The organism is Arthrobacter sp. TE12232 (assembly GCF_054062615.1).
Genome location: NZ_JBSSFK010000001.1, coordinates 4,034,241 through 4,059,828, shown reverse-complemented (window position 1 = coordinate 4,059,828; position 25,588 = coordinate 4,034,241). Strand labels below are relative to the sequence as shown.

Genomic DNA, 25,588 nt, shown 5'->3' with positions numbered 1-25,588 from the left:
GGCTAGATCCTTTGCATGGAGCGGGCAGCGGCATGATGCCGGCCGCTGGAGGTCAGTGAGGCGGGACCGGACTGCACGGCAGCCTCGGCATGGTCTTCCGTGGGTGCAGTGTCGTTCGAGCGGGCGGCGTCTGCCAGGCGGGAGGTGACGGCCCGGGCGGTGTCCGCCCGGTAGTGGGCTCCGACGGACTGCGTGCGGTTCAGGGCAGCCGCCACAAGCAAGCGGGCCGCGAGGAGCAGGTTCCGGTCCTCGCGGGCGCCCTGGTCCAGGCCGGCACTGTCCCCGGCGGCAAGCCCCGCCGCCCACTGCGCCAGCTGAAGCGCGGCGGCGGCGAGCTCGGCGCCGGTGCGCGTCACTCCGGCAGCCGCGGTCATGAGCCGGCCGAGGGCTGCACGGCTGAAGGGAACCCCGGCGGCGCCGGTGCGTGGAGGAACAGCGGCCGCGGACAGGTCGATGCTACCGGCGTGGACGTCCCCTCGCGCCGGTGAGAACCATGTCGTCTCCGGCGCGGGGGCACGCAGGAAGTCTTCGACGGCGCGGCGGCCGAACACGAGACCCTCCAGCAGCGAGTTGCTCGCCAATCGGTTGGCTCCCTGGGCGCCGGTGCGGGCAACCTCGCCGGCGGCATACAGGCCCGGAACGGACGTGCGGCCCCACAGATCGGTGCAGACGCCACCCATCCAGTAGTGGGCGGCCGGGGACACGGGTACCGGCTCGGCGGTCCAGTCATAACCGGCGCCCCGGGTGGCGGCCGTGATGGTCGGGAACCGCCGGGCGAGGAAGCCGGTGCCGCGGGCGGACTCGATGCCGCGCGCGTCCAGGTAGACCGGGCTGTCCGGTGCGGCGCCCGTGGCGGCCAGGTGGAGGGCGATGCTGCGGGAGACGACGTCGCGTGGGGCGAGCTCGGCGTCCGGGTGGTAGTCCGGCATGAAGCGGTAGCCCGCGGAGTCCAGCAGCACCGCCCCCTCGCCGCGGACCGCTTCGGAGATGAGCAGGGCCGGCGGGCCGCCGGGGACCTCCTCGGCGGCAAGGGTGGTGGGGTGGAACTGGAAGAACTCGAGGTCCCGCACCGCGGCGCCGGCACGCCAGGCCAGGGCGAGGCCGTCGGCGGTGGCGACGGAGGGGTTGCTCGTGCGGGCAAACAGCCGGCCGGCACCCCCGGTGGCGAGGAGGACGCCGTCGGCGGCCAGCTGGTGGGTCCGGCCGCCGGCCAGATATTCCACGCCGGTGACCCGGGGCGGCGTCGTGCTGCCGGGCCGCGAGGGTGATCCGGGCTGACCGTCGGGCCCGGCGTCGGTCAGGAGGTCCGTGACGAACGCACTGGTCTCCACCCGGAGCAGGCCCTGGACGGCCCGTTCCAGGACAGCGGCGACCAGCCCGCGGGCGATGCAGGCGCCCGTCGCGTCCCCGCCGGCGTGCAGGATGCGCGGCGCGGAATGCGCGGCTTCGAGGCCCAGGGCCGGGCCGCCGTCGGGACGGGCGTCAAAGTGCACGCCGTAGCGGCCCAGGCCGGCGATGTCCCGGACGGCCTCCGTGCAGAGGACCCGGACGGCCTCGGCGTCGTTGAGCCCGGCGCCGGCGGCGAGGGTGTCGCCGATGTGGGCGGCTACGGAGTCCCCGGGGGCGGCGTCCTCGGCCGCCAGGACGGCAGAGACACCGCCCTGGGCGTAGAAGGTATTGCTTTGCTCCAGCGTCCCCTTGCTCAGGAGGACCACCTCGATGTCACGGCCGCTGCCGGCAGCCGCGTCGGAAGCGAGCAGCGCGGCGTAGAGCCCGGCAACGCCGCTGCCGACGATCACCAGCCGCCTGGTCACGGCCGCGCCGCCAGCATGCGTTCCAGCGCCACCTTTGCCGGGGCCGCGACGTCGTCCTCCACCGTGATGCGGTTGACCACTTCGCCCCGGACGAGCGCTTCCAGGACCCAGGCAAGGTAGCCGGGGTGGATGCGGTACATCGTGGAGCAGGGGCAGATCACCGGGTCCAGGCAGAAGATGGTGTGCTGCGGGTACTCCGCGGCCAGCCGGTTGACGAGGTTGATCTCCGTGCCGACGGCGAAGGTGGTGGGCTCCGTGGCGGCGGCGATCGCCTTGCGGATGAAGTCGGTGGAGCCGGCGGAGTCGGCGGCGTCGACCACCTCCATGGGGCATTCCGGGTGCACGATGACCTGCACGCCGGGGAACTCGGCCCGGGCCTTGTCGATCTGGCCGACGTTGAAGCGCTTGTGGACGGAGCAGAAACCGTGCCAGAGGATCACGCGGGAGTCCTGCAGCGCCTGTTCATCGTTGCCGCCGAGGTCCTTGCGCGGGTTCCACATGGGCATCCGGTCCAGCGGAACGCCCATGGCCTTGGCGGTGTTGCGGCCCAGGTGCTGGTCCGGGAAGAAGAGCACGCGCTGGCCGCGCTCGAACGCCCATTCGAGCACGGTGGCGGCGTTCGAGGAGGTGCAGACGATGCCGCCATGCTCGCCGCAGAAGCCCTTGAGGGCGGCCGAGGAGTTCATGTAGGTGACCGGAATGACCGGAACCCGGCCGTCGGCGTCGGGTTCCGTGCCGAAAAGCTCCTCGAGCTGTTCCCAGCACTCGGTGACCGAGTCGATGTCCGCCATGTCCGCCATGGAACAGCCCGCAGCCAGGTTGGGCAGGATGACGGCCTGCTCGGGCCGGGACAGGATGTCCGCGGTTTCGGCCATGAAGTGGACGCCGCAGAAGATGATGGCTTCGGCTTCCGGGCGGGTCAGTGCCGCGTTGGCGAGCTGGAAGGAATCGCCCACGAAGTCGGCGTATTCGACCACTTCGTCGCGCTGGTAGAAGTGCCCCAGCACGACGGCACGTTCCCCCAGTGCCGCTTTCGCGGCGCGGATGCGGGCGTCGAGTTCGGCGTCGCTGGCGAGCTTGTACTCCTCCGGCAGCTGCCCCTGCCGCGGGGTCGACGCCGGGGCGGCGTCGGCGGATGAGGCGCCGGGACCGTACGCGGGCACCCCGGCGAGGGCCTCGGCGAGGTCGAAGTCCCACGGCCCGCGCGCCAGGGCGGGGCTGCAGGTGTTGGCCGCCGCGCCGCCTGCCATGGTGGTGGCCTGTTCGCGCGTGATCAGCTGGATTGCCGTGTTGACGCTGCTCATGGTGTGCTCCTGTTGTCTGGGTCAAGGCCGGGGCGGCCGGTAAAGCGGTAGAGGCGGGGCGGGCGGTGCTTGCCGCCCTGCAGGTATTGGTCGGTTTCTTCGATTTCCGGCGTGGCCTTGACCTGCCGGCGGAAGTTGGCCGGATCGAGTTCGCGGTCCAGGACGGCCTCGTAGACTTCCCGGACCTGGGCGAGGGTGAAGTACTCGCCCAGCAGGTGGTACGCGATGGATCCGTAGGCCATCTTGTTGCGCAGCCGCCACAGGGCGTAGTCGATGATCGCGTTGTGGTCGAAGGCGAGCTCGCCGAGCCGGTCGGCGCGGAACCAGCGCACGTTTTCCGACTCGTCCGCGAGCGCGGCCTCCGTGGGCTGGACCAGCGCCCAGTACACGATCGAGACGACTCGCTGGGTGGGTGAGCGGTGCAGGCCGCCGAAGGCGTAGAGCTGCTCGAGGAAGTTCGGGGCCAGTCCGGTGGTCTCGCGCAGGTTCCGGGACGCGGCATCCTGGAGGGACTCGGAGTGCGTGAGCGGGCCGCCGGGCAGTGCCCAGAGGTCCTTGAACGGTTCCCGGATCCGGCGCACCAGCGGGATCCAAAGGGTGGGCCGCCCGGACCGCTCGCTGGGACGCAGTGCAAAGATCACGGTGGAGATGGCCAGCGACGGCGGGGCGAGCTGGCGCTCCGAGACGTTGGCAGCTGTCGTGTAAACGGCGATTCACCCCGCATTCCAGACTTCTGGGCGGTCCCCGTGGGGACCCCCGGAAGGTGCCGGCCCGACCGCCGGACTAGTTATAGTCAATGTGACTAGAACTAATTCTACGACCACTGGCTCCTGAAGCGAAATGTTGCGGCCCTGCCGTCACTGCCGCCGCGGTTGGAAGCTCACGCCGGCGGGACAATAATCGGCGGTATGGATGCCGTGGAGATTAGATACTGCTACCTCGGAGCGGCGCGTGCGTTCCTCGAACTGGTGGAACACGTGCCCGAAGCCGCCTGGACCAGGCCGGCGCTGGGCGAGTGGGACGTCCGCGCACTGACGGGCCACACGAGCCGTGCGCTGAGCACCGTCGAGACGTACCTCTCCACCCCCGCCAGCGGAGACAGGCTCGACGGCCCGGTAGCCTATTTCCTGGCGATCCGCGGTGGCGTGCTGCCCGAGGCCATCGCCGCGCGCGGCCGCGAGGCCGGCGAAGCCCTCGGGCAGGACCCGGCCGCCGCCGTCAGGAAGCTCGTGGACCGGGTCACGGAACTCGTCGGGAAGACCCCGGACGACGCGCCCGTCGCCACCGCCGCCGGGGCAATGACCCTGATCGACTACCTGCCGACCCGCAGCTTCGAACTGGCCGTGCACGGCCTGGACCTGGCCCGCGCCATCGGCCTCCCGCCGCCCGATACGCTCTCCCCCGCTATCGCCGCGTCCCTGGAACTCGCCGGGGCCATCGGCGCGCGGCTGCCCTCGGCCCCGGACCTGCTGCTCCTGCTCACGGGGCGCTCCGGACTGCCCGGGAACCTCAGCGTCGTGTAGGGCCGCCGTGGATTCACCGGCGTCCGGCCGCGGCCTCCAGCAGCGGCAGGGTGCGCCCCTGGAAGTGGGTGTTGAGGACGATCACGGAGGAGGAGCGCAGGACGGTCCTGGTGCCGATCATGGCATCGAGGACGCGCTGGAGGTCTGAATTGGAGCGTGCGGCTATGCGGGCCATGAGGTCCGAACTCCCGGAGACGGTGTGGATTTCAATCAGCTCGGGGATCTGCGCCAGGGCCTCCACGACGGCGTCGTGCCCGAGGTCCTGGTTGATCGTGAGGGAACAGAACGCCACCACGGGGAAGCCGAAGTGCGCCGGATCGGGCTGCGGCACCCAGGAGCCGATCACGCCGCCGTCCTGCATCCGGTCCAGCCGCGACTGCACGGTGGCGCGGGCCACCTTCAGGACCCGCGAGGCTTCCAGGACAGAGGCCCTCGGTGAATCCGTGAAAAATCGGACAATCTTTGCGTCCAGCGGATCGACGTCCATGGATTCTTCCCTCCCAAGCAGCCCGGGCCGGACAAACCGTTGCCGAATTCCCGATTCAGTGAGCAAACTGCCACCATGCTCTCACGGCCTTGGCACTGCGGCGGCCGGAAAGGCCGGGCGAAAGACGGTAAATTCAATAGGTCCCATAAGGACGCCCAGATCAAAAACCACACGAAGGTTCGCCACATGACAACGAAGTCCACCGCGAAGTTACCCGCCGCCCGTCCGGCCCCGGCCCTGGGGCACAGCATGAAGCCGCGGCAGCTGACCATGATGGGACTGGGCAGTGCGATCGGCGCCGGCCTGTTCCTCGGCTCAGGTGCCGGAATCCAGGCGGCGGGGCCGGCCGTACTGATCTCCTACCTCGTCGCAGGAACCCTGATCATTTTGGTCATGTGGGCGCTCGGCGAGATGGCCGCTGCCAACCCCAACAGCGGCGCGTTCTCCGTCTACGCGCAGAAGGCCATGGGCAAGACCGCCGGCGCGACCGTCGGCTGGCTCTGGTGGCTGCAGCTCGTGGTGGTCATCGCCGCTGAGGCGCTGGGTGCGGCCGCCCTCCTGTTCACCGTATGGCCGGTGATCCCCGTCTGGGCGCTGTCCCTGATCTTTATGGCCCTGTTCACGGCGGTCAACCTCGCCGGCGTGAAGAACTTCGGCGAGTTCGAGTTCTGGTTCGCCATCCTCAAGGTGGCTGCCATCCTGCTGTTCCTCGGCATCGGCGCGGCCCTGCTGCTGGGCTGGCTGCCGGACGTCCCGTCCCCGGGACTGAGCAACTTCACCTCCAATTTTGCCCCGGCGGGCCTGGGCGGCATCGCCACCGCGCTCTTCGTGGTGATCTTCGCCTTCGGCGGCACGGAGATCGTCAGCGTCGCCGCGGCCGAGACGGAGAACCCGCAGCACAGCGTGGCACAGGCGATCCGCACCGTGGTCTGGCGGATCCTCGTGTTCTACATCGGCTCGGTATTCGTCATCGCCGCCGTCCTGCCCTCAACCTCGGCGGCCTTGAAATCCCCCTTCGCCGGCGTGCTCGACGCCGCCCGGATCCCCGGCGCCGGCGCCGCGATCACTCTGGTCGCCGTCGTCGCACTGCTGTCCGCCCTGAACGCCAACCTCTACGGCGCATCGCGCATGGTGTACTCGCTCGCCGAGCGCGGGGAGGCCCCGCGGTTCCTCTCGAGGCTCAACACGGCCCGGGTCCCCGTGCTGGCCGTCAGCGTCTCTGTCGCCTTCGGCTTCCTGGCCGCCGTCCTGGAGTTGCTCTTCCCGGACCAGATCCTGCCGGCCCTGTTCCAGCTTGTCGGGTCCACGTGCCTCGTGGTGTGGGGCTCAGCCCTCGTGTCGCAGCTGATCCTGCGCCGCCGCGCGGACCGGGACGGCACCCCGCTGCCGCTGCGGATGAAGGGCTTCCCCGGGCTGACGATCTTCGGCCTGGCGCTCCTGGCGCTGATCTTCGCCGTCGGCTTCAGCAGCCCCGAGAGCAGCAAGCAGCTCTTCAGCACCCTGGCCCTCGTCGCCGGCATCGCCGCGGCATGCTGGATCGGCGCCCGCGTCACCCGCAACCGGGCCGCCGCCCGGCAGTCCGAATAGCCTGGAGGGAGTGCCGCTTCGCTTCCGCGCAGCGGCACTCCCCCGGCACGGCCGTTGCGCCCGCGCGGCACCCCGGAGGCGGGGCACGGCCACGGCAGGCCGGATTCACGGGACGCTAGACAACTTGCCACATGTTTAGGCTTAGGGTGACGCAGAATTATGCAGTCTGGCCAGCAATACCTAGGCTGATTGCCCACCCTGCCGCCGGTGACTAGGGTCACAGGCATGGACACACTTCTCCCCGTGGCTTCCGGCGCCGATGCCGGGGCCCTTACTGCCGATGAGCTCCGCGAGCTCTATTCGCTGATGGTGGCCGTCCGGCACCTCGACACCTCGGCCATCGCCTGGCAGCGGCAGGGCATCATCCCCGGCTACGCGCCCGAACTCGGCCAGGAAGCCGCCCAGGTGGGCAGCAGCTACGCCGTGGACACCACCCGCGACTTCGTCTTCCCCACCTACCGTGAGATGGGCGTCGCCCGCACCATGGGCGTGGACATGGTGGCCTACATGTCCACCCACAAAGCCACGTGGCATGGCGGGCTGTACAACCCGATGGAATCCCGGCTGGCCCCGATCCAGGCGGTCGTCGCAGGTTCCGTGCTGCACGCCGTCGGCTGGGCCCACGGCCAGACGCTGGACGGGAAGGACGGCGTCGCCCTGACGTATTTCGGCGACGGCGCATCGTCCCAGGGCGATGTCCATGAGGCCATGAACTTCGCCGCCGTGATGAAGGCGCCCGTGGTGTTCTTCATCCAGAACAACGGGTGGGCCATCTCCGTGCCCACCGAACGTCAGGTAGCCGGTGGTTCCGTCGCCGCCCGCGCCGCCGGGTACGGCATCCCGGCACTGCACATCGACGGCGACGACGTCGCCGCCGTCGTCGAGGCAACCCGCCGCGCCTTCGCGCACGCCCGGGCCGGCAACGGACCCGTTGTGATCGAGGCGATGACCTACCGCCGCGGACCGCACTCCACCTCCGATGATCCGGGCCGCTACCGCTCCCTCGACGAGGAGCGCGACGGCGCCGGCATCGATCCGCTCGAACGGCTCCGCCAGCGGCTGCTCGCGGACGGCATCGCCGACGAGGCCTTCTTTGCGGAGGCCCTCGCAGCGGCCAAGGCCGAAGAGGAACAGATCCGTACCGGCGTCCAGGCGCTCGGATCCCGGCCCGGCACTGAAATGTTTGACCTGGTCTTCCAGGAAACCACCCCTGCCCTGCAGGCCCAGGCCGCCAACTGGCGCGAGGAGTCCGAACATGTCTAACTCGATGCTTGAAAGCGATGCTGTGGTGGAAAGTCCCGCATCAACCACCGTGATGTCCATGCAGCAGGCGCTCAACCGAGCCCTCGACGAGGTCCTGGCGGACAACCCGAGAACCCTGATCTTCGGCGAGGACTGCGGCCGGCTCGGCGGCGTCTTCCGGATTACGGACGGCCTGCAGGCCAAGCACGGCCCGCAGCGGGTCTTTGACACCCCGCTGGCGGAATCCGGCATCCTCGGCATGTCCGTCGGCCTGGCGATGGCCGGCTTCCACCCCATCCCCGAGGTCCAGTTCGACGGCTTCGCCTACCCGGCCATCAACCAGATCGTGTGCCAGATCGCCCGGATGAACTACCGCAGCCGGGGCACCATGCCCATGCCGATCACGCTGCGCGTGCCCAGCTTTGGCGGCATCCGGGCACCCGAACACCACGGCGAAAGCCTCGAGGCGCTCTTTGCCCACGTCCCGGGCCTGAAGGTCGTCTCGCCGTCGAACCCGCACGAGGCCTACCACCTGCTCAAGTACGCCGCGACGCGGCCGGACCCGGTCATCTTCATGGAACCGAAGTCCCGCTACTGGCAGAAGGGCGAAGTCGACCTCGCCAGGCACGATGCGGCCGGGGTCTCCCCCACCGGGGCCAAGGTCATGCGCGAGGGCCGCCACCTGACGCTCGTCGCGTGGGGCGCCATGGTGGCCCGCTGCCTGCAGGTGGCCGAGCTCGCCGCGGAAGACGGGATCGATATCGAGGTCCTGGACCTGCGCTGGCTCAAGCCGATCGACGCCGAGGCGCTGGCCGCCTCCGTGCACAAGACGCGCCGCGCCGTCGTCGTCCATGAAGCGCCGCTCACCTCAGGCCTCGGCGCCGAAGTGGCGCAGCTGATCACACAGAGCTGCTTCGGCACGCTCAAGGCGCTGGTGGAGCGAGTCACCGGCTTCGACGTCCCGTATCCTTCCGGCGATCTGGAAGACGAATACATCCCGAACATTGACCGGATCCTCTTCGGGATCCAGCGAGTATTGGAGTACAAACGTGGCTGAAATTTCCTTCCCGCTGCCGGATCTCGGCGAGGGCCTGATCGAAGCGACCGTGCTGGAATGGCTCGTTTCCCCGGGAGACCAGGTGGAGCGCAACCAGCCGCTCGTGGAGGTCGAAACCACCAAATCGGCCGTTGAATTGCCCAGCCCGCAGGCAGGTAAAGTGGTGCGTATCCACGGCGGGCCCGGTGACAAGATCAATGTCGGCGAGCCCCTGATTGTGTTCGAGGTCCCGGACAATACCGCCGGCATCGTGGGCACGGTCCCGAAGGAAGAGGCACCGAAGCGCCGGGTCCGCCTGAGCGCCGTACTTGATGAGGACTGACACCATGAGCGGCAGACACACCGGCGAACAGCATTCCCACACCGTGGAGGGCACCGACCCCCAGCTGTATGTGGAGGTGCATGAGCCCCAGAACGACGCCGGGCTCCGTCCGATCCTGCTGCTGCACGGGTTTTCCTCCTCCTCCAAGCTCAACTGGGAGGACACCGGCTGGCTCACCTCACTCCTGGACGCCGGCCGTCGCGTCATCACCGTGGACCTGCCAGGTCACGGCCGCAGTGGCGCCCCCGAGGACATGGACTCCTACTCCCCCAGCCGGATCCGTGCGGACCTGCTCCAGATCGCGTTCGACGCCGGCGCGCGTCCCCTGCGCGACGGCGATCCGTCCAGCGGGCTCGACGTGATCGGCTATTCGCTGGGGTCCCGGCTGGCCTGGGAGTTTGGCGCCACCCAGCATGAGCTCGTGCACCGCCTGGTGCTGGGCGGGCCGAACACCGCGGATCCGCTGGCGGACTTTGACCTCGTGGCCGCGCAGCGGTACCTGGCCGACGGCACTCCGATCGCCGACGCATCGACCGCCGAACTGCTGAAGATGGCCCAGTTGCTGCCCAGCAATAACATTTTCGCGCTGCTCTCGCTCGTGGAGGCCATCAAGGGCGAGCCGTTCGATCCTGCTGAGGCAATCCCGCCCATGCCGATGCTGCTGGTGGCCGGGGAGAAGGACGACCGCGCCGCCTCCATGCCGGACCTCGCCGCCCTGGGGGCCAAGTCCGGCGCCATGGTGGAGCAGCTCACCCTGCCCGGCCGTAACCACACCAACGCCGTCACCAGCCGTGCCTTCAAGCAGGGGGCCATCAGCTTCCTGGCCGTCTAGGGCCTCCAAAGGCGCAGTGCCCAACCTTTTTGCAAGGTGCGCGTCCTAACGTGCCTCATGGCTGAAATCGGACGCCGCTCAATGTTGGGTTTAGTCGCAGCGACATCGCTGCCGGCCGTTCTCCCAGTCCTGGGCGCTCCACCAGCTGCCGCCGCCGTGACCGCGCCCGAAGCACTGCCGGCCCCGGTCGCCTACGCGGTCCCGGACCGGGCACCCCTGACCGCCACGACCCTCACGGGAACGTCCCGGCTGCAGTCGGAGATCATGGTGGCCATGGACAGGAACCGGGTCCGGGGATGGAACTGCTACAGCGGCACTTTGAAGGAAACCCGGGACGAAGGGCTGACCTGGACAACTGTCAGGACGTTTGCCGGGGAGTTCGTCGAAGCCATCGTTCCCCTGGACAACGGCGAGCTGCTGGTGTTCGTCCTGATTACGGCCACCAACATGCGGCGCGCATATGTGTCCAGCGGCTACGGGTCCGGCTCGGCCTCGTGGACGGTGGTCCTGAACGGGTCCAATCCCCAGGTCAAGTTTGCTTCCGCCTGGGGGCTCGCCGTCCACGACAACATTGTCCTGGCCAACGAATACGGACCGAAATCCGGCTACACGTGGTCCGGTGGCACGGAAATTATCGCCGAGGGCAAGAACGCGCGCTACACGTACCTGTCCCTGGACTACGGCAGGACGTGGACGACAATCTTTGACCTGAATGCATGGCTGACGGCAAAGGGCCGCAGCACGAAGGGGCATCACCTTCACGGAGTGGCCTGGGATCCCTACTGGGACCGTATCTGGCTTAATTTTGGGGACAACATGTCCGGAGCCGGCTCCAACGGCGTCCTCTACTCCGACAATCTCGGGGCAACATGGCAGGAAGCCCACTACTTCTCGGGTACGAACGGAACGCAGACTGTGGGCATTCTGCCCCTGCCCCGCTGCGTCCTCCTGGCGGGGGATGTCAATCCTTCCGGACTGCACCGGATCAATCGCACCGAGGGCAAAATTCACACCGGGCAGTACACGCTGGATCTCGCCTATGACGCGCCGGCAAGTCTGGGTATGCATCTATGCCAGGGCATCAGCCGGATCAGGCGCGTGGGGGATGACGCGCCGGCCTTTTTTGGCTTCTGTCCCGATGTTGCCTCCGGGTACTCCTTTGTCATCGCAACGTTCGACGGCTACACGGTGACCGAAGTCTGGCGGGACAAGGATGCCCGGCCTGCCGGCCAAGGTATCCGGAACGTCCTGGGCCCGACCTTGCGCGGAGACCTCATCGTCGCCTCAAACGACGGCAGGGTGGCCGGGAAATGGTCCCAGTTCAAGGGCAGCGCCCCCGGGTACTAGAACAGCAACGCGGGGCCACTTGCGGCCCGTCCGAATGGTTCGGATGTCCCGCAGGTGACCCCGCGTCGCTGTTGTGCGGTTCTAGTGCTTGCTGAGGCCCAGCGGGCGGCCGCGGGTTTCGCCGGCCAGCAGGACGCCGACCGCGGAAATGACGCACAGGATCATGATGTAGATGCCGATGGAGCCCGTCCAGTGCGTGCCCTGCAGGAGCGCTTCGGCGATCATGGCCGCGAAGGCGCCGCCGAGAATGGCGCCGAACGCGTAGCCGATCGAGATGCCGGAGTAGCGGACCTTGGCCGGGAACATCTCGGCGTACATGGCGGACATGGGGCCGTAGGACAGGCCCAGGCCGATCGTAAGGACGAACAGCGCCACGCCGTAGAGCACGATGTCCTTGGTGTCGATGAGGGCGAACATCGGGATCATCCAGGCGAAGACGATCGCGTAGCCGAGCAGAAACGTCTTGACGCGGCCGATCTTGTCCGAGAGCCAGCCGCCAACCAGCGTGAAGATCAGCCAGCCGAAGGAAGCCAGCGTGGTGGCCAGCAGGATCTGCGGGGTCTGCATCTTCAGCGTCTTGGTGGCGTAGGAGATGAAGAAGGCGATCAGCAGGTAGCCGGCGGCGTTGTTGCCGATGAAGATCATCGTGGAGTAAAGGACAGCCTTCTTGTGCTTGCGGATCAGCTCGCCGAGGGGAGCCTTGCTCTCTTCCTTGCGATCTTGCATCTCCTTGAAGACAGGGCTTTCGGACACGGCGCGGCGGATCAGGTAGCCGACGACGATCAGCACGATGGAGAGCAGGAACGGCACACGCCAGCCCCAGGAGGCGAAGTCTTCCTTGGACATGCTGGTGTTCAGGAAGAACAGCAGGCCCGTGGCGAGGATCATGCCCACCGGTACACCGATCTGCGGGTAGGCGCCGAAGAGGCCTCGCTTGCTCAGCGGAGCATGCTCCACGGCCATCAGCGCGGCGCCGCCCCATTCACCGCCGGCGGAGAAGCCCTGGATGACGCGGAGCGTGATGAGCAGGATCGGGGCCCAGACGCCGATCTGCGCGTAGGTGGGCAGCATGCCGATCAGGGCCGTAGCGGCACCCATCATGACCAGCGTAAAGACGAGCATGGCCTTGCGGCCGAGGCGGTCGCCCAGGTGGCCGGCAACGATCGCGCCGAGCGGGCGGAACAGGAAGCTGATGCCGATGAGGGCAAAGGACAGGATCTGTGCCAGGCCGGGGTTGGATGCGTTCAGCGGGGCCAGGAACAACGGTGACAGCAGCGTTGCCGTCAGCTGGGCAAAAATAAAGAAGTCGTACCACTCGATGGTGGTGCCGACCAGCGTCCCGGCGAGGACCTTGCGTTCCTCATGTTTGCTGCTGGAACCCGCTACTGAATCTACGGAAGAAGTTACGGTCATTGGAACTCCGTTGCTGGGGGCAGAGGTACTGCCCGGGGTGGGTGCGAAGTGACTAGCTGGTGCCTCGTGGAACTCGTGCCGCAGGAGCTGCGGATCACTCTAATTACTGATCGAACGGTCAGTTGGTATGTAGGATACTACTATGAAAATGTGATATCCCGCACACATTTCCGGGGTGCGTCTTTCGCGCATCAGTCGGTGCGGGCGAGGAAGTCGCGGATCCGGGCGCGGACCGGCTCACGGTCGTAGCTGTTCACGAGGGCGCCGGCCATGCGGACGGGGTCCCCGAAGAAGAAGTACTCATAGAGCGACTGCCGGCCGGAGAACCCGGAAATCGAGGCGTCGAAAGCCAGCTTGAAGAGCCGGACGCGCTCGGGACCGGTCAGGGTTTTGCCCTGCAGGTACAGCTCGATGTCCGCGCGGGCCTCGCTGTTCACGTCCGCCTCGCCCGGCAGCGCCATGAGGCCCGACGCCGAGAACTTGCGGATGATCTGCGGGAAGCGCTGGGCGATCTTCGGGTACCAGTTGCGGGCGGCGTTCAGGGTGGACCACTTGGGCAGCATAACGCCGGCGTCGTTGAGCTCGGCGTCGGCCTCGGAGGCACGGACCAGCGCCCGGCCGATTTCGACGTCGATAATCAGCTCCGCGATGTCCTCCTGGATGTGCTGGAAGCCGTCGATGCCGATCGATTCGGCCAGCTCGGATGCCAGGCCCAGGAAGAACTCGCTCTTGGCAATGGTGCGGGTGACCACCTGGTGGGTCATGAGCGCGCCGGCGCCGGTTTCGGAGTAGAAGCTGTTGCACAGTTGCGGGTTGCCGAGCATGAAGATGCGCTCGTTGGGCACGAAGACGTGGTCGAAGACCGCGACGGCGTCCATTTCCTCATAGCGGGAGGCGAGCGGCTCGTCGTGGGTGCTGCCGCCGTTGTAGAGCGAGGTACGGCAGAGGTACCGCAGGCCCGGGGCATCGTTGGGGATGGCGAAGGCGTAGGAGTAGGGGGCGTCTTCCGGGGTGCCGCGGAGCACCGTGGACGGGAAGACGAGGAGCTCGTCGGCGATCGGGGCGATGGTGGCAAGCATGCGCGCACCGTGGATGACGATCCCGTCCTCGCGTTCCTCGATGATCCGGGCCGAGAGCTGGCCGCCGAGCTGCTCCGAACCTGAGACCGAGCGGTTCACCTGCGGCGGGATGAGGGTGTGCGTGGCCAGGACGTCGTTCTCCCGGGCCCACTCGTAGTAGTTGCGGATGTTCTCGCCGAACTTCGGATCCGCCTGCGAGAACCACTTCTCGGCAGTGCTGAGCGCGGTGAGCGAGGAGTTCATGTAGTCCCCGGAGCGGCCAAGGAAGCCGTTGGAGGACTCGGCCCACGTCGAGATGGCCCGGCGCCGGCGCTGGAGGTCCTCAATGGTCCTGGGCACCAGGAAGGACGCGTTGACGAGGTCGCCGGTGCTCGGCGAGGTGTAAGTCAGCGCGTCCTGGTACTTCGGGTCGTGCTGCATGTCGAAGAGCCTGGCGTAGGAGCGGGCCACGTTGCGGAAGGCGGGGTGCTCGGCGATCTTCTCGCTGACCACCTCGCCGTCGATCACGACATGCGGGGTCATGGCGTTGAGCTTGTCCAGATACTGCCGTCCGGTGCGGATACCCATTGGTCTTTCTCCAGTCGTCGTTGAGCTGAGCGGTCTTGAGGGGGGTGCGGGGGCTAGAGCAGGTCTTCCATGCCCAGCTGGCTTTCCGGGATGGTGGTGAACGACCCGTTGGCGAACGCCAGGGCATCGCCGTTGCGGTAGTTGAAGTCCGCGACCTCGCCGATGTACAGGGTGTGGTCGCCGCCGTCGTAGGCCGCCCAGGGCCTGCACGCGAAGTAGGCGAGCACATTGGACAGCCGCGGTGCGGTCTCCCCTTCCACCCACAGCGGCTCGGGGCCGGGGCGGCCGGCGAAGTGCATGGCCAGCTGCCGCTGCTCGGCGCCGAGGATGTTCACCGTGAAGGGCCGGCCGGCAAGTTCATCGTGCGCCTTGGCGGTCCGGGCGATGCTCACCAGCACCAGCGGCGGGTCCATCGAGACGGACGTGAAGGAGTTGACGGTGATGCCGTGGCGCTTCGTCACCCCGTCGAAGGTGACGATCGCGACGCCGGTGGCGTACCGGCCGAGGCTGCCCCGGAAATGGTTGGCCCGCGGGTCGGCCGCCCGGCCGTGGACACGCCCGGCGCCCGGGGCATCCCCGGCATGGTCGCGAGGCTCGGCAATCATCGATGATCCCTTGGGTTCGGTGGCGGTCTTCCCAGGCTGCGCTTTCAGCGCGTGCTCTCACGGGCTGTAGTTGTCCTGGCGCTGTATCTTCTCTTGGGCTTTTTATACTCGGGCTTTTTATACGCTGGTGTTCTATAATCGAACAAATAGTTCCCATATAGAACGCTAGCGGACCGTGAGCCGGAACACAAGAGCCTCCGCGAACCCGGCTTACCGCGACCCCGCCCCTAGGATGGATCCCATGACCCCGAACGCCGGCAGCGCCCAGGCCTCCCCGTCCCAGACGCTCTCCCGCGGCATCAGGGCCCTGGAGATCCTTGCCGAAGCACAGCAGCCGCTCACCATCGCCGAACTCGCCGACGCCATGGGCGTCCACCGCTCCGTGGCCTACCGCATCCTGCGCACGCTCGAGGACCATTCGCTGCTGGTGCGCGACGACGGCGGCCGTGTCCAGCCGGGCCCGGGCCTTGCCGTCCTGGCGCGGGGCGTCTCGCGCAACCTGCAGTCCGCGGCCCTGCCCGAGCTAACCCAACTGGCCAACACCCTGACGATGAGCGCCTTCGTGGCCGTCTGGGACAGGGAGGAGTGCGTGACGCTGGTGACCGTTGATCCGCGGCACAGCGGCCCCGCCGTCGTGCAGCACCCGGGGTCGCGGCATCCCATCAGCGCCGGCGCACCGGGTATCGCCATCCAGTCCGCCTTCACGGAGCAGGAGTGGCAGTCCCTGGCCCCGGGCATCCCGTACCGGGCCGAAGCGGCCGAGGCCCGGCGACGCGGCTTTGCGGCGAGCCACGACGAGGTCATTACCGGCGTGTCCTCCCTTGCGGTGCCGCTGCGCGTGCCCGGAGGCCGGCCGGCCGCCCTCGCGGTGGTCTACATCCGCGCGGCACAGGATCCGGACGAGGTCGCTGGCGCCCTCACGGACGCGGCCCGGCGCATCGAGGCGCAGTTGGGCTAAACGCCCGCGCCCTGGCCCGTCGTCCTGTCCCAACTGACTCGCAGCCATGGCCGTTTTCAGCGCTCAAACCGACCATAGCTGCTAGTCAGTTGGGAGGTGTTCTTCCCGCGTTGCCGGAGGACGACGGCGGCGGCCGTCCCCAGGAGGAACAGTGCCGTCGCGGCGCACACCGGCACGAGGAACGCCGTTGAAAACCCGAAGTTTTGGGCGAGCTGTCCGGCGATGGAGGATCCGAGCACTGTGCCTGCGACGATGCCGCTGGCCAGGGCCGTCATGACCGTGCCGAGCTTTCCGGCCGGAGCCACGAGGCCCCCGATCGCGAAGACGGTGACCATGAGCGGGCCGACGGGCAGCCCCAGGACGAGCAGCACGAGGACCATGGGCAGTGCCGTCGCGGGCAGCAGCAACAGCGGGGCAAGGCCGACCATGAGTGCCGCGCAGGCGATCCAGCGGGCGTTGACCGTGAGGCGACGGGGCCAGTACGCGACGGAGAGGGCGGCTGCGGCAGAGCTGAGTCCCATGGCGGCGTAGAGCAGGCCCGCGAGCTCGGACGTGGCGAAGCTGGCGGAGAAGGAGCTCAGCGCTGTCTGGGTGGAGCCGAAGAACGTGCCCATGCACACCATCGCGAGCACGGGAAGGGCGACGGCGGCCAGGGTCCGGAGGCGCCGTGGCGTCGGGGCGTCCCGGTCCCGCACCCCTGCCGTCCCGGCGACGGAACCGGCAGCGGGCCGCCGGGGGGTGCGGATCACGGCATGGTGCGTGGGGTGGACGGCGAAGGCGGGTACGAGGACAACTGTCAGTGCCGCAGCGAGGGCCAGCGGCAGCCACGGCGCGAGCAGGCTGGCGAGGACACCGACCAGTGCGGGACCAAGCACGAACGTGAGTTCGTCCGCGGTGCTCTCATAGGACAGGGCGGTGTCCAGGTCTGCGGAGGTTGCGCCGGCCGCGCGGCCGGCACCGGACGTCCGGGATGTCAGTGCCATCCAGCGGACCCGGGCGAGCGGGCCGACCTGCGGGCAACTGGCCCCGGCCACGAAGGCCGCGGCGAGCGCGGGGGCGGCGGCGGAAAGGTCCTGCATGCCGGAAATCAGGTACGCCGCGAGGATCAGGGCGAAAATGGCCGCGGTATTGGCGATGGCGGACACCAGCAGGACTCCGCGCTGGCCGAGCCGGTCCGCGAGGACGCCCAGGACGGGAGCGCCCAGCGCGGAACCGATGCCGACGGCACCGGCTGCGGCGCCGCCCACGGCATAGGATCCGGTGACGGCGGTGACAAGGGTGAGGGCGCCGACGGTGAGCATGGCCAGCGGCAGTCGCGCGAAGAGCCCCAGCGGGATGAAAGTCCGCCCGGCCAGCAGCGGCAGGCGGGCGAAGCGGCCGCCCTTCCCGGGCGCGGGGGCGGGCAGCGCGGGGGCCTGAACGGCCGGTTCGGACATGGTGTCGGCAGAGATGGTTTGGCCGGCCGAGGGGTTCGCGTCAAGAGCAGACGCCAATGAAGACGGTGAAGGGGACATGGTTTCCGGGTTCGTTCAATGGTGCGCATCGTCCCTCCTCCCGATGCGCGCGACCCGGTAACGAGTCCATGGTAGCTGACCCGGCGCCGCGACGGCAGGTCCTGGTCAGGCCCGGGCGTCGTCGCTAATGTGCAGGGTGGAACCGTTGCGGGCCTTGACCACCTGGAGCTGGGTGCCGATGCGCTGCTTCATTTCCGCCACATGGCTCACGAGCCCCACTACCCTGCCACCGTCCCGGAGGCCTTCGAGGGCGTCCATGACCTGTTCCAGCGCCTGGTCGTCGAGGCTGCCGAACCCTTCGTCCACGAAGAGGGTTTCGATGTCCACGCCGCCGGACTCGTGCTGCACGACGTCTGCGAGCCCCAGGGCCAGGGCCAGCGAAGCCATGAAGGACTCGCCGCCTGAAAGTGTGGCGGTGTCCCGGCGCTGGCCGGTCCACTCGTCCACCACTTCCAGGCCGAGGCCGGACTTGGCGCCGCGCGCGGCCTTGGCATCGGTGTGCTGCAAGGTGTAGCGGCCGTCGCTCATGCCGATCAGTCGTTCCGAGGCGGCGACGGCCACCTGCTCCAGCCGGGCGGCGAGGACATAGCTGTTCAGGCTCATGCGGTAGGTGTTGTCGCCTCCGCCCCTGGCCGCCTCTGCCACGGCGCCAAGCAGCGCGGCACGGTCCCGCGGCGCCCGGCCGGCCGCGGCAAGTTCTGCATACTCGCCGGCGATGCGCCCGAGGGTCCGGACGGAATTTTCTGCCAGGCCCGCCGCGAGCTCGGCGTCCCGGGATTGGCGTTCCGCCGCCGCCGACGCGGCTTGGAGTTCTTCGAGGGCGGCCTCGCTGACCAGCTCCCCGGCGGCCCGCTCGGCGGCGGCCAGGGCGAGCTCCTCTCCGGCGAACAGTTCCTGGATCCTCGCGGCCTCGTCCTGTCCCGCCCGGATGGCGGCTTCGAGCCCTGTCGCCTCCGGAGCCGGCAGCAGGGCGGCCCGTGCCGCGGCTTCGGTGCTGAAACCTGTGGCGGGGAGCGCCTGGTCCAGCTGTCGGCGAGCCTCCGCGGTGCGGGCCCCGGCCTGTTCCAGGGCCGACTGGGCGGCGTCTGCGCGCTCCAGGACCGCTGTTGTTCCGGTGAGGGCTGCGATCCGCTCCTCAAGGCTGGCGTGACCGGCGCGCAACTTGTCCAGGGCATGCTCGAGAACTTTTGCCTGTTCGTCGACTTCGGCGATCGTGGACTGCGTTTGGGCGATGCCGGAGGCGGCCTCGGCCTTCGCCCGCTCTGCCGAGGCGATTGCCGTCTCAAGTTCTGCCAGCCGGGCCCGGCCGGCAGCAAGGTCCGTGGCAGCGCGGGCGGCATCGTCGGCCCGTTCACGGGCAAGTGCTGCATCGGCACGGGCTTCCTCGGGAGGCGTGCTGCCGCCCTGGGCCGCCAGCACGGCGACGTCCTGCCGGGCCTCGGCGAGTTCACGCCCGAGGGCGGCCAGCGCCGCTTCTGCATCGTCGCTGGCTTGCTGTGCGGCCTTCTCGGCCTCCGCGACGGCCAGTGCAGAGGCCGCGGCCGGAGCCGGCTCCGGGTGCTCCGGGCTGCCGCAGACCGGGCACGGCACTCCGGCGAGGAGTTGGGCGGCGAGCTCGGCGGCGGCGTTGGTGAGCCGTTGTTCGCGGAGGTCGAGCCAGTGCTGCCTCAGATCCTGGTGGTCGTTCCGGGCCGCTGCGTGACGTTCCGCGATTGCCGAGGACCCGGCCTCCGCAGTGAGGTAGCGGCCAACAATCGCCACAAGTTCGTCCGCCGCCGTGGCCTCCTTGGTGCGGAGCTGGGCTTCGGCGGCGAGCTCCTCAAGGGGGACGATTCCGGTGAGCAGCGCCTCCGATTCAGTGCGCAAGGCGTCCAGGGCCGCGGCGCCGGTCCGCTGCTGTGTTTCCAGGGCCGTCAGTTGCAGGCGCAGCCGGCTGCTGCGGTCGGTGAGCCCCGTAAGCCGGGATTCGTCGGGCAGGCGCTCGGTGAGCACGGCGCGCAGTGACCGCAGCTGTCCGAGGCCGTTCCGGAGGGCTGCGCTGTCGAAGGCTTCGGGCTCGCGGCCGGTGTCCGCCCCGGCATCGACGAGGTCCAGCCCGGCGAGCTCGGGGTCGGTGACGGCCGCGGACCTCAACTGCCGGGCGGCCTCCAGCAGGGCCGTTCCCGCCAGGTCCTCGGCGGCCCGGGCACTTTCGACGGCCCGCAGCTGGCCGCCGAGCACTTCGGCTTTCCGATGCAGGCCCAGCGTGATGGCTTGTTCCGCCAGGGCGGGTGCGGCGGCGTCGGCATCATTCCGGCGCTGTTCCGCGGCGGCAAGTTTGGCGTGGCGGCTGGCCCGCGCGGTGGCGGCGTCCAGCAGTGAGGCCTGATCCGCGGCGTGTTGCCCGGCTGCCGCGGCCGCGGTCCGGCGCCGGGTCGCGGCGGCTGCCGCCGCATCGTCCAGCCAGGCCAGGAGGGCATCGGGGGCGTCCCTGCCGGGGGCATCGGCCGGGTCGAGGTCGAGTGCCGCGGTTTCGGACTCAGCCTGGGCCAGCAGCAGGTCGAGCCTGGTGGTGAGGCTTGCCACTTCCGCTTTCGCGGTCTGCGCCTGCCGGGACAGTTCCTGCTCCACCGCCTCGAAGCGCTGGGTCCCGAAGAGGCTCTGCAGCAGCTCCAGCCGGTCGGATGCCTTGGACCGCAGGAAGGCGGCGAAGTCGCCCTGCGGCAGCATGACCACGCGGGTGAACTGCTCCCGGTTCATGCCCAGGACGTCGGCGATCTCGGCTCCGGCCTCGTCATTCCGGCCGGATTTCTCCACCCACACGCCGTCGATGCGTTCGCGCAGCAGCGTGTTGGCCTGCTGGACCGTAAAGCCGTTCTTGCCCCGGGCGCTCGGCTTGTCCCAGGCAGGCGAGCGGGAAACTTCGAAGTGCCGGCCCTTGGCCGAGAACTCGCAGGTGACGCGGGGCTCGGCGGCGGCTTCCGCGTGGTCGCTGCGCAGCCGCTTACCGTCCTGCCGGGCACCGGGAACCGCGCCGTATAAGGCGAAGCAGATGGCGTCCAGGACGCTGGTTTTCCCGGCGCCGGTGGCGCCGTTGAGCAGGAACAGCCCGTGTGCGCTGAGACGGTCGAAATCGATCCGCTCCGTGCCGGCGAACGGGCCGAAGGCGGAAATCTCAAGGCGGTGGATCCTCACAGGGACACCCCTTCCAGGCGCACGGCTTCGAGGGCCTCGGCGAGAACCTTTGCTTCGGCGTCGGACGCGGGCCTGCCGCGGACGTGGTCGAGGAATCCGCAGCAGACGGAGAGGTCGTCGTCGGCCTCGGCCAGCCGGCTGCTGTAGCTGGCCTTCGGCGCCGCGCCGGGGCCGTCGGGATCGAACCCGAGCACCAGGGTGTCGGGGAACCGTGCCCGCAGCCGGTCCATCGCCTGCGCGGGGCGCGCGGCGTCCGTCAGCGTGATCTGGCAATAGGCGCCCTCCGCCCACGCGAATTCCTCCGACGCCAGGAGGTCCTCGATCTTCCCGCGCAGCACGGCAAGGGCCCGGGGTGCGTCCCACAGCACTTCGCGAACCTCGCCGATTCCATCGGCGTCGACCTCCACGAGCCAGCCGCCCTTCTTGTGCTTCGCTTCGGAGAAGGAGTAGGCCAGTGGCGAGCCGGAGTAGCGCACCGCCGTCGAGAGTTCCTGCCGGCCGTGCAGGTGGCCCAGGGCCGTGTAGCCAAAGCCGTCGAAGAGATCCAGCGGGACGGCGCCCACGCCGCCGATGCTCAGATCCCGTTCGCTGTCAGAGCTGATGCCTCCGCTGGCAAAGGTGTGCGCCAGGACCACCGAATGGACGGTCCGGGTCTCGCTCCGGCGGCTCACGTCTGCCCGGATCCGTTCGGTGGCGGCGCGTGTGACCTCAAAATGGCTCGCGGTCTCGACGCCCAGCTGTTCAGCTACGAGCCGGGGCTCAAGCCACGGGATTCCGTAAATCGCCAGCGCCGGCCCTGATTGGTCCCCTGTATCCCCGCCGGCATCCCCATCTGCGGCGTTGTCCGCTGCGGCATCGCCGAGAGGAAAGAGCACGGGCTGGTCCAGTTCGTTCAGCCGCGTGCGCAGGTGCACTCCCCCGCGCTCAAGCAGCCGTGAGGCGAATCCCAGCCGGATGGCGGAGTCGTGGTTGCCGCTCGTCAGGACAACTTGGGCGCCGGCTCCCGTGAGACGCACCAGGGCGTCATCGAGCAGGCCGACGACGTCGACACCCGGCAGCGCGCGGTCGTAGACATCCCCGGCGATGAGGACGACATCCACTGCCTCGTCCCGGACAAAGGTGACAAGCTGGTCGATGAAGTCGCGCTGGGCATCCAGCATTCCGACGCCGTGGAAGGACCGGCCCAAGTGCCAGTCGGAGGTGTGCAGTAACCGCATATTCCTACGGTATCGGCTGGGGCCGACACTCTTGCGCCACCACCCCGCAGGGGTGACGGGGGTTACTCGCGGCCCTTGCGGTCGAAGAAGCTGCGGGCCTCGTCGTCCCCGGCGCGGGCGGCGCCGGCCGGCCGTGCGTCGGCCAGCTCTGCGTTGTCCATCTCAGCATTCGCCGGCTCCGCCTCATCCAGCTCTGCATTCCCGAGCTCCGCGTCAGCCTTGTCGGCGGGGGCCTGGCCAGCGGGGGCCTTGCCGGCGGACTTGCCGCGCGCGGGCCGCGCGGGACGGGCGCCCGGCCGGGGAGCCCCCGGGGCGGTCGACTGGGCAAAGCCGCGGAAGACGAGTCCGGCGATGGCCGCACCCACCACGGGCGCTACCCAGAAGAGCCACAGCTGCCCCAGCGCATCCGGACCGCTGAAGATGGCCGAGGCCGTGGCGCGGGCCGGGTTGAACGGAACATTGCCGATCGCCTGCCCAAACTGCAACAGCATCGCCATCGTCAGGCCGACCGCAAACGGGGCCGCCGCCTTGGCGGGGTTCCGGCCGGCCGTGGTGGCCAGGAAGACGGCCACGAGCAGGGCCGTGCCGAGGACCTCAACGAGCAAGACGCCGGCCATGGGGACCTGGATGATCGAGTGCTCGCCGAAACCGGCCGTCACCGTGGCAAACGCGGCCTGGCTGTCGTCAATCTTCGGCACCGTACGCAGGACGCCGAACAGGGCGACGGCGCCGAGCACGGCACCCACGAGCTGGGCGCCGATGTACGCGGCGGCGTCGGCCAGCCCAATCCGGCCCGCGATGACGTTGCCGAGGGTGACGGCGGGGTTGAAATGGCCGCCCGAGATGTAGCCGACGGCCAGCATCGCCGCCGTCAGGGCCACGCCGGCGGCAAGTGCGGCGGGCAGCGGGTTCGACTGCGGAATGGTGAACAGCGGCACGCCCAGACCTGCGACCACGACGATCAGGGTCCCGAACGCCTCGGCGGACAGCCGGGCCAGGAGTGCCGGCCGGGGCGCATCGTCGCTGGCGGCCGGCGGCTGGACGCCGACGGTGTCGTGGGCTGGCACAGGCAGGGTCATGGTCAGGACTTCCTTTGCTGGTGGCGGCGCGCCCTGGGGCTGCAATTGCGCCGTCGCCGGCCCGCCGCCGGGTCATGGACCGGGTACGGCATCGAGCCGCCCGGAGAATAGCTTCGCCAGCAGTCTGCCAGCGGAATCTGGATGTTCGCTGGGTTGCGGCTTAGCGCCCCAGCGCTACCGCGGCCACGGCGCTGGAGGCAAGGGCCATGACGGCGGCTGCGGCCCAGCGCAGCAGCGTTGCCGAAGGCGCGGTCGTGGACCGCCGGAGTTCGTGCCCGCGGACCAGCACGCACACGCCCAGAATCAGGGTGGCGGCCATGGCGACGAATGCGCAGACGCCCAGGTAATCAACACGCCCCGAAGGACCGCCCCGGGACGCCGCGAGCGCCCAGCTGCGCCAGATCAGCAGGTCCGCCACTATCAGGGCCAGCAGGGTCCGGCGCCAGGCCAGAGACGTCCGCTCGGGCTGCAGCCCGGGATCCCGGGCCTCTTCGGGGTTCACCGCGCCAGCAGGATCAGGGCGGCAAACACCAGGGCCGCGGCCGCGACGCCGATGGTCATCACCAGCATCAGCCCGGAGAACGGCAGCTCACGGTTGTTCCGCATGGCCGCCTCCATGAGTCCCCACCGCTGGTAGGACAGGGCGGCCAGGCCGGCGCCCAGGAACGCGAGGATGACGCACAGAATAATCCGAATCGGTGCGGGAGCAATTTCCGGGGCCAGTTGGTCAATCGCCAGGGCCCCGGCAATCAGGGCCAGGGACGTGCGAATCCAGGCCAGGAACGTCCGTTCGTTGGCCAGGGAGAATCTGTAATCGGGCGTAGTTCCGGTTTTCCGCCACGTCGGTTCGCGCATTCGTGTCCTCTGATCGTCCTGTTTGGCCTGATTGTCTTTCCTGGCCTGGCGACGGCACCACCGGCGGTTGCTTCGCCCGACCGCTGGACGGGTCCTAACAGCACCCTACCGGCGTTCATTGGGTAGTGCGCGCGGCGGCGGGTAAATTTGAAGACATGAGCACCGAGCCCGGGACCACGCCCGCACCAGCCCCACCCGGCCCGTCACACTCCCCTGCCCACGGTTCGCGCATCCACGGCTGCCTGCTGGGCGGCGCGCTCGGCGATTCGCTGGGCTACGCCGTCGAGTTCGACAGCATTTCCGCGATCCGCGCCCGGTTCGGCCCCGCGGGCCTGCAGGACTTTTCCGCTCTCGACGCCGCCAGCCCGTTTTCGGACGACACGCAAATGACGCTGTACACGGCGGACGGCCTCCTCGAGGCGCTCGAATGGGCGAACGACGGCGTGTCGGCCGACATCAACGCGTGCCTGTGGCTCGCGTACCTGCGCTGGCTGGGCACCCAGGGGGTCGCCGTGCCGGCGTCGGCCCCGGTCCAGCCGCCGCGCTGGATCGACGGCCAGGACGTTCTGAAGAACCGCCGGGCACCCGGCAACGCGTGCCTGAGCGGACTCGCCACGGGCGAGATGGGGACCGTGCAGCGGCCGGTCAACCCCGAGTCGAAGGGCTGCGGCACCGTGATGCGTTCGGCGCCGTTCGGCCTGATCCCCCACCTCGAGCCCGAGACGGTCTACAAGCTCAGCTCTGACGCCGCGTCGCTGACCCACGGACACCCCGCGGCACGACAGAGCGCCGGGGTGTTCAGCCTGGTCATCCATGCCCTGGCTACCGGACGCGGACTGCGCGAAGCCGCGGAATCGGCCCTCGAGCAGCTGTGCGGCGGCATCCTGCGGAAGGGCGAGGACCCGGACGCCGATGTGGTGTCCCGGCTGGAGGCGGCCCTACGGCTGGTCGGGGACAAGCCGGGGCCCGGGTACAGGCTCAGCCCCGAGGACCTGGTCCGCGAACTCGGCGAGGGCTGGGTGGCAGAGGAAGCCCTCGCCGTCGCGCTCTACGCCGTGCTGGCCACTGCCCCGGGAACCGGGACAGAAACAGCGACGGCGGCCGGTGCCGCCGAGGAGCGCGCCGAGGCCCACTTCCGCGCGGCCATCGCCGTCGCGGTGAACCACAGCGGGGACAGCGACTCGACGGCGTCGATCGCGGGGAACATCCTGGGGGCTTACTACGGCGAGCAGTGCCTGCCGGCCGGCTGGCTGGCGGCCCTGGAGGCACCGGAAGTCATCCGGGGCATGGCGTCACGGCTGGCGGCCGTCACCGGCACGTAGCGTCGCCGAGAACCCGTGCGCTTGGCGTCAGGTCTTCGGTATTCGTGCAGCGCGGGACCGTCCGTCTGCCGTCACCTGGGCCGGCTTTTCCGCGGGACATGCCCAGTATTGCCTCGCTGCAACGGGCATGTCCATTCCGGGTTGCCGCGTCCCTCCGGACATGCCCGGTCGTGCATCACTGCGAACGGCATGTCCATCCGCCACTGCTGTGTGCCCAGGACATGCCCAGTCGCGTCCCACCGCGAGCGACATGTCCATCCCTGGCCGCAGCAGCTCGTGACATGCGCATT

At 69.1% G+C, this 25,588-nt stretch carries 22 protein-coding genes; 9 read left to right on the top strand and 13 right to left on the bottom strand.

Going from position 1 to position 25,588, the window contains the following annotated elements:
- Window positions 1-2 precede the first annotated feature (2 nt).
- Genes nadB through ACVWZ7_RS18160 form a run of 3 tightly spaced genes read right to left on the bottom strand, consistent with a single transcriptional unit; the run spans window position 3 to window position 3,831 of the window.
- Window positions 3-1,814: an L-aspartate oxidase gene (gene nadB, locus ACVWZ7_RS18170; RefSeq protein WP_456508661.1), complete on the bottom strand. Its 1,812-nt coding sequence runs from the start codon at window positions 1,812-1,814 to the stop codon at window positions 3-5.
- On the bottom strand, window positions 1,811-3,118 hold the full coding sequence (gene nadA, locus ACVWZ7_RS18165; RefSeq protein ID WP_344368134.1) for a quinolinate synthase NadA: 1,308 nt from the start codon (window positions 3,116-3,118) through the stop codon (window positions 1,811-1,813). Before nadA ends, nadB begins: the two co-directional genes overlap by 4 nt.
- Window positions 3,115-3,831, bottom strand: a complete 717-nt coding sequence (locus ACVWZ7_RS18160) for an NUDIX hydrolase (protein ID WP_091253495.1) — start codon at window positions 3,829-3,831, stop codon at window positions 3,115-3,117. The genes nadA and ACVWZ7_RS18160 overlap by 4 nt, the downstream gene beginning before the upstream one ends.
- Window positions 3,832-4,026: 195 nt before the next feature.
- Here ACVWZ7_RS18160 and ACVWZ7_RS18155 point away from each other — a divergent pair, with 195 nt between their 5' ends.
- On the top strand, window positions 4,027-4,641 hold the full coding sequence (locus ACVWZ7_RS18155; protein WP_456508660.1) for a maleylpyruvate isomerase N-terminal domain-containing protein: 615 nt from the start codon (window positions 4,027-4,029) through the stop codon (window positions 4,639-4,641).
- 13 nt (window positions 4,642-4,654) lie between these two features.
- Here ACVWZ7_RS18155 and ACVWZ7_RS18150 read toward each other — a convergent pair whose 3' ends face one another.
- Entirely contained in the window at window positions 4,655-5,128 is a 474-nt protein-coding gene (locus ACVWZ7_RS18150) for an Lrp/AsnC family transcriptional regulator (RefSeq protein ID WP_344368137.1), read from the bottom strand.
- A 186-nt stretch (window positions 5,129-5,314) separates the two neighbouring features.
- Here ACVWZ7_RS18150 and ACVWZ7_RS18145 point away from each other — a divergent pair, with 186 nt between their 5' ends.
- From ACVWZ7_RS18145 to ACVWZ7_RS18120, 6 genes are all read left to right on the top strand, one after another.
- On the top strand, window positions 5,315-6,715 hold the full coding sequence (locus tag ACVWZ7_RS18145) for an amino acid permease (protein ID WP_456508659.1): 1,401 nt from the start codon (window positions 5,315-5,317) through the stop codon (window positions 6,713-6,715).
- Window positions 6,716-6,940: 225 nt separating this feature from the next.
- Window positions 6,941-7,978 (top strand): thiamine pyrophosphate-dependent enzyme, encoded by a 1,038-nt coding sequence (locus ACVWZ7_RS18140; RefSeq protein WP_456508658.1) that lies wholly within the window; start codon window positions 6,941-6,943, stop codon window positions 7,976-7,978.
- Window positions 7,971-9,014 carry an alpha-ketoacid dehydrogenase subunit beta gene (locus tag ACVWZ7_RS18135; protein WP_456508657.1) on the top strand — a complete coding sequence of 348 codons (1,044 nt, stop codon included), beginning with the start codon at window positions 7,971-7,973 and terminating at the stop codon, window positions 9,012-9,014. The genes ACVWZ7_RS18140 and ACVWZ7_RS18135 overlap by 8 nt, the downstream gene beginning before the upstream one ends.
- A complete protein-coding gene (locus ACVWZ7_RS18130) occupies window positions 9,007-9,336 on the top strand; it encodes a biotin/lipoyl-containing protein (protein WP_043482513.1) in 330 nt (109 codons plus the stop codon). The genes ACVWZ7_RS18135 and ACVWZ7_RS18130 overlap by 8 nt, the downstream gene beginning before the upstream one ends.
- 4 nt (window positions 9,337-9,340) lie before the next feature.
- A complete protein-coding gene (locus ACVWZ7_RS18125; RefSeq protein ID WP_456508656.1) occupies window positions 9,341-10,168 on the top strand; it encodes an alpha/beta fold hydrolase in 828 nt (275 codons plus the stop codon).
- A gap of 57 nt (window positions 10,169-10,225) precedes the next feature.
- On the top strand, window positions 10,226-11,515 hold the full coding sequence (locus ACVWZ7_RS18120) for a hypothetical protein (protein WP_456508655.1): 1,290 nt from the start codon (window positions 10,226-10,228) through the stop codon (window positions 11,513-11,515).
- A gap of 81 nt (window positions 11,516-11,596) precedes the next feature.
- Here the strand turns inward: ACVWZ7_RS18120 and ACVWZ7_RS18115 are convergent, their stop codons facing one another.
- The 3 genes from ACVWZ7_RS18115 to ACVWZ7_RS18105 form a co-directional block, all read right to left on the bottom strand.
- The gene (locus tag ACVWZ7_RS18115) at window positions 11,597-12,928 is read right to left on the bottom strand and encodes an MFS transporter (protein ID WP_456508654.1); all 1,332 of its coding nucleotides are present in this window, start codon (window positions 12,926-12,928) and stop codon (window positions 11,597-11,599) included.
- A 191-nt stretch (window positions 12,929-13,119) separates the two neighbouring features.
- A complete protein-coding gene (hpaB, locus tag ACVWZ7_RS18110) occupies window positions 13,120-14,574 on the bottom strand; it encodes a 4-hydroxyphenylacetate 3-monooxygenase, oxygenase component (RefSeq protein ID WP_116766509.1) in 1,455 nt (484 codons plus the stop codon).
- 53 nt (window positions 14,575-14,627) lie between these two features.
- Entirely contained in the window at window positions 14,628-15,179 is a 552-nt protein-coding gene (locus ACVWZ7_RS18105; protein ID WP_116766508.1) for a flavin reductase family protein, read from the bottom strand.
- A gap of 241 nt (window positions 15,180-15,420) precedes the next feature.
- Between ACVWZ7_RS18105 and ACVWZ7_RS18100 the strand changes: the two genes are divergently transcribed.
- Entirely contained in the window at window positions 15,421-16,137 is a 717-nt protein-coding gene (locus ACVWZ7_RS18100) for an IclR family transcriptional regulator (protein WP_456508653.1), read from the top strand.
- Window positions 16,138-16,193: 56 nt separating this feature from the next.
- Here ACVWZ7_RS18100 and ACVWZ7_RS18095 read toward each other — a convergent pair whose 3' ends face one another.
- The 6 genes from ACVWZ7_RS18095 to ACVWZ7_RS18070 form a co-directional block, all read right to left on the bottom strand.
- Entirely contained in the window at window positions 16,194-17,573 is a 1,380-nt protein-coding gene (locus ACVWZ7_RS18095; RefSeq protein ID WP_456509144.1) for an MFS transporter, read from the bottom strand.
- Between the two features lie 183 nt (window positions 17,574-17,756).
- Window positions 17,757-20,825 carry an AAA family ATPase gene (locus tag ACVWZ7_RS18090; protein WP_456508652.1) on the bottom strand — a complete coding sequence of 1,023 codons (3,069 nt, stop codon included), beginning with the start codon at window positions 20,823-20,825 and terminating at the stop codon, window positions 17,757-17,759.
- Complete coding sequence (locus ACVWZ7_RS18085; RefSeq protein WP_456508651.1) at window positions 20,822-22,042, bottom strand: exonuclease SbcCD subunit D; 1,221 nt, start codon at window positions 22,040-22,042, stop codon at window positions 20,822-20,824. Before ACVWZ7_RS18085 ends, ACVWZ7_RS18090 begins: the two co-directional genes overlap by 4 nt.
- A gap of 62 nt (window positions 22,043-22,104) precedes the next feature.
- Entirely contained in the window at window positions 22,105-23,121 is a 1,017-nt protein-coding gene (locus tag ACVWZ7_RS18080; protein ID WP_456508650.1) for an MIP/aquaporin family protein, read from the bottom strand.
- Between the two features lie 160 nt (window positions 23,122-23,281).
- The gene (locus tag ACVWZ7_RS18075) at window positions 23,282-23,623 is read right to left on the bottom strand and encodes a DUF202 domain-containing protein (RefSeq protein ID WP_344368154.1); all 342 of its coding nucleotides are present in this window, start codon (window positions 23,621-23,623) and stop codon (window positions 23,282-23,284) included.
- Window positions 23,620-23,976, bottom strand: coding sequence for a YidH family protein (locus ACVWZ7_RS18070; RefSeq protein WP_091253459.1), 357 nt, complete (start codon window positions 23,974-23,976; stop codon window positions 23,620-23,622). Before ACVWZ7_RS18070 ends, ACVWZ7_RS18075 begins: the two co-directional genes overlap by 4 nt.
- A gap of 155 nt (window positions 23,977-24,131) precedes the next feature.
- Here ACVWZ7_RS18070 and ACVWZ7_RS18065 point away from each other — a divergent pair, with 155 nt between their 5' ends.
- Window positions 24,132-25,298: an ADP-ribosylglycohydrolase family protein gene (locus ACVWZ7_RS18065; protein ID WP_456508649.1), complete on the top strand. Its 1,167-nt coding sequence runs from the start codon at window positions 24,132-24,134 to the stop codon at window positions 25,296-25,298.
- The last annotated feature ends 290 nt before the right edge of the window (window positions 25,299-25,588 follow it).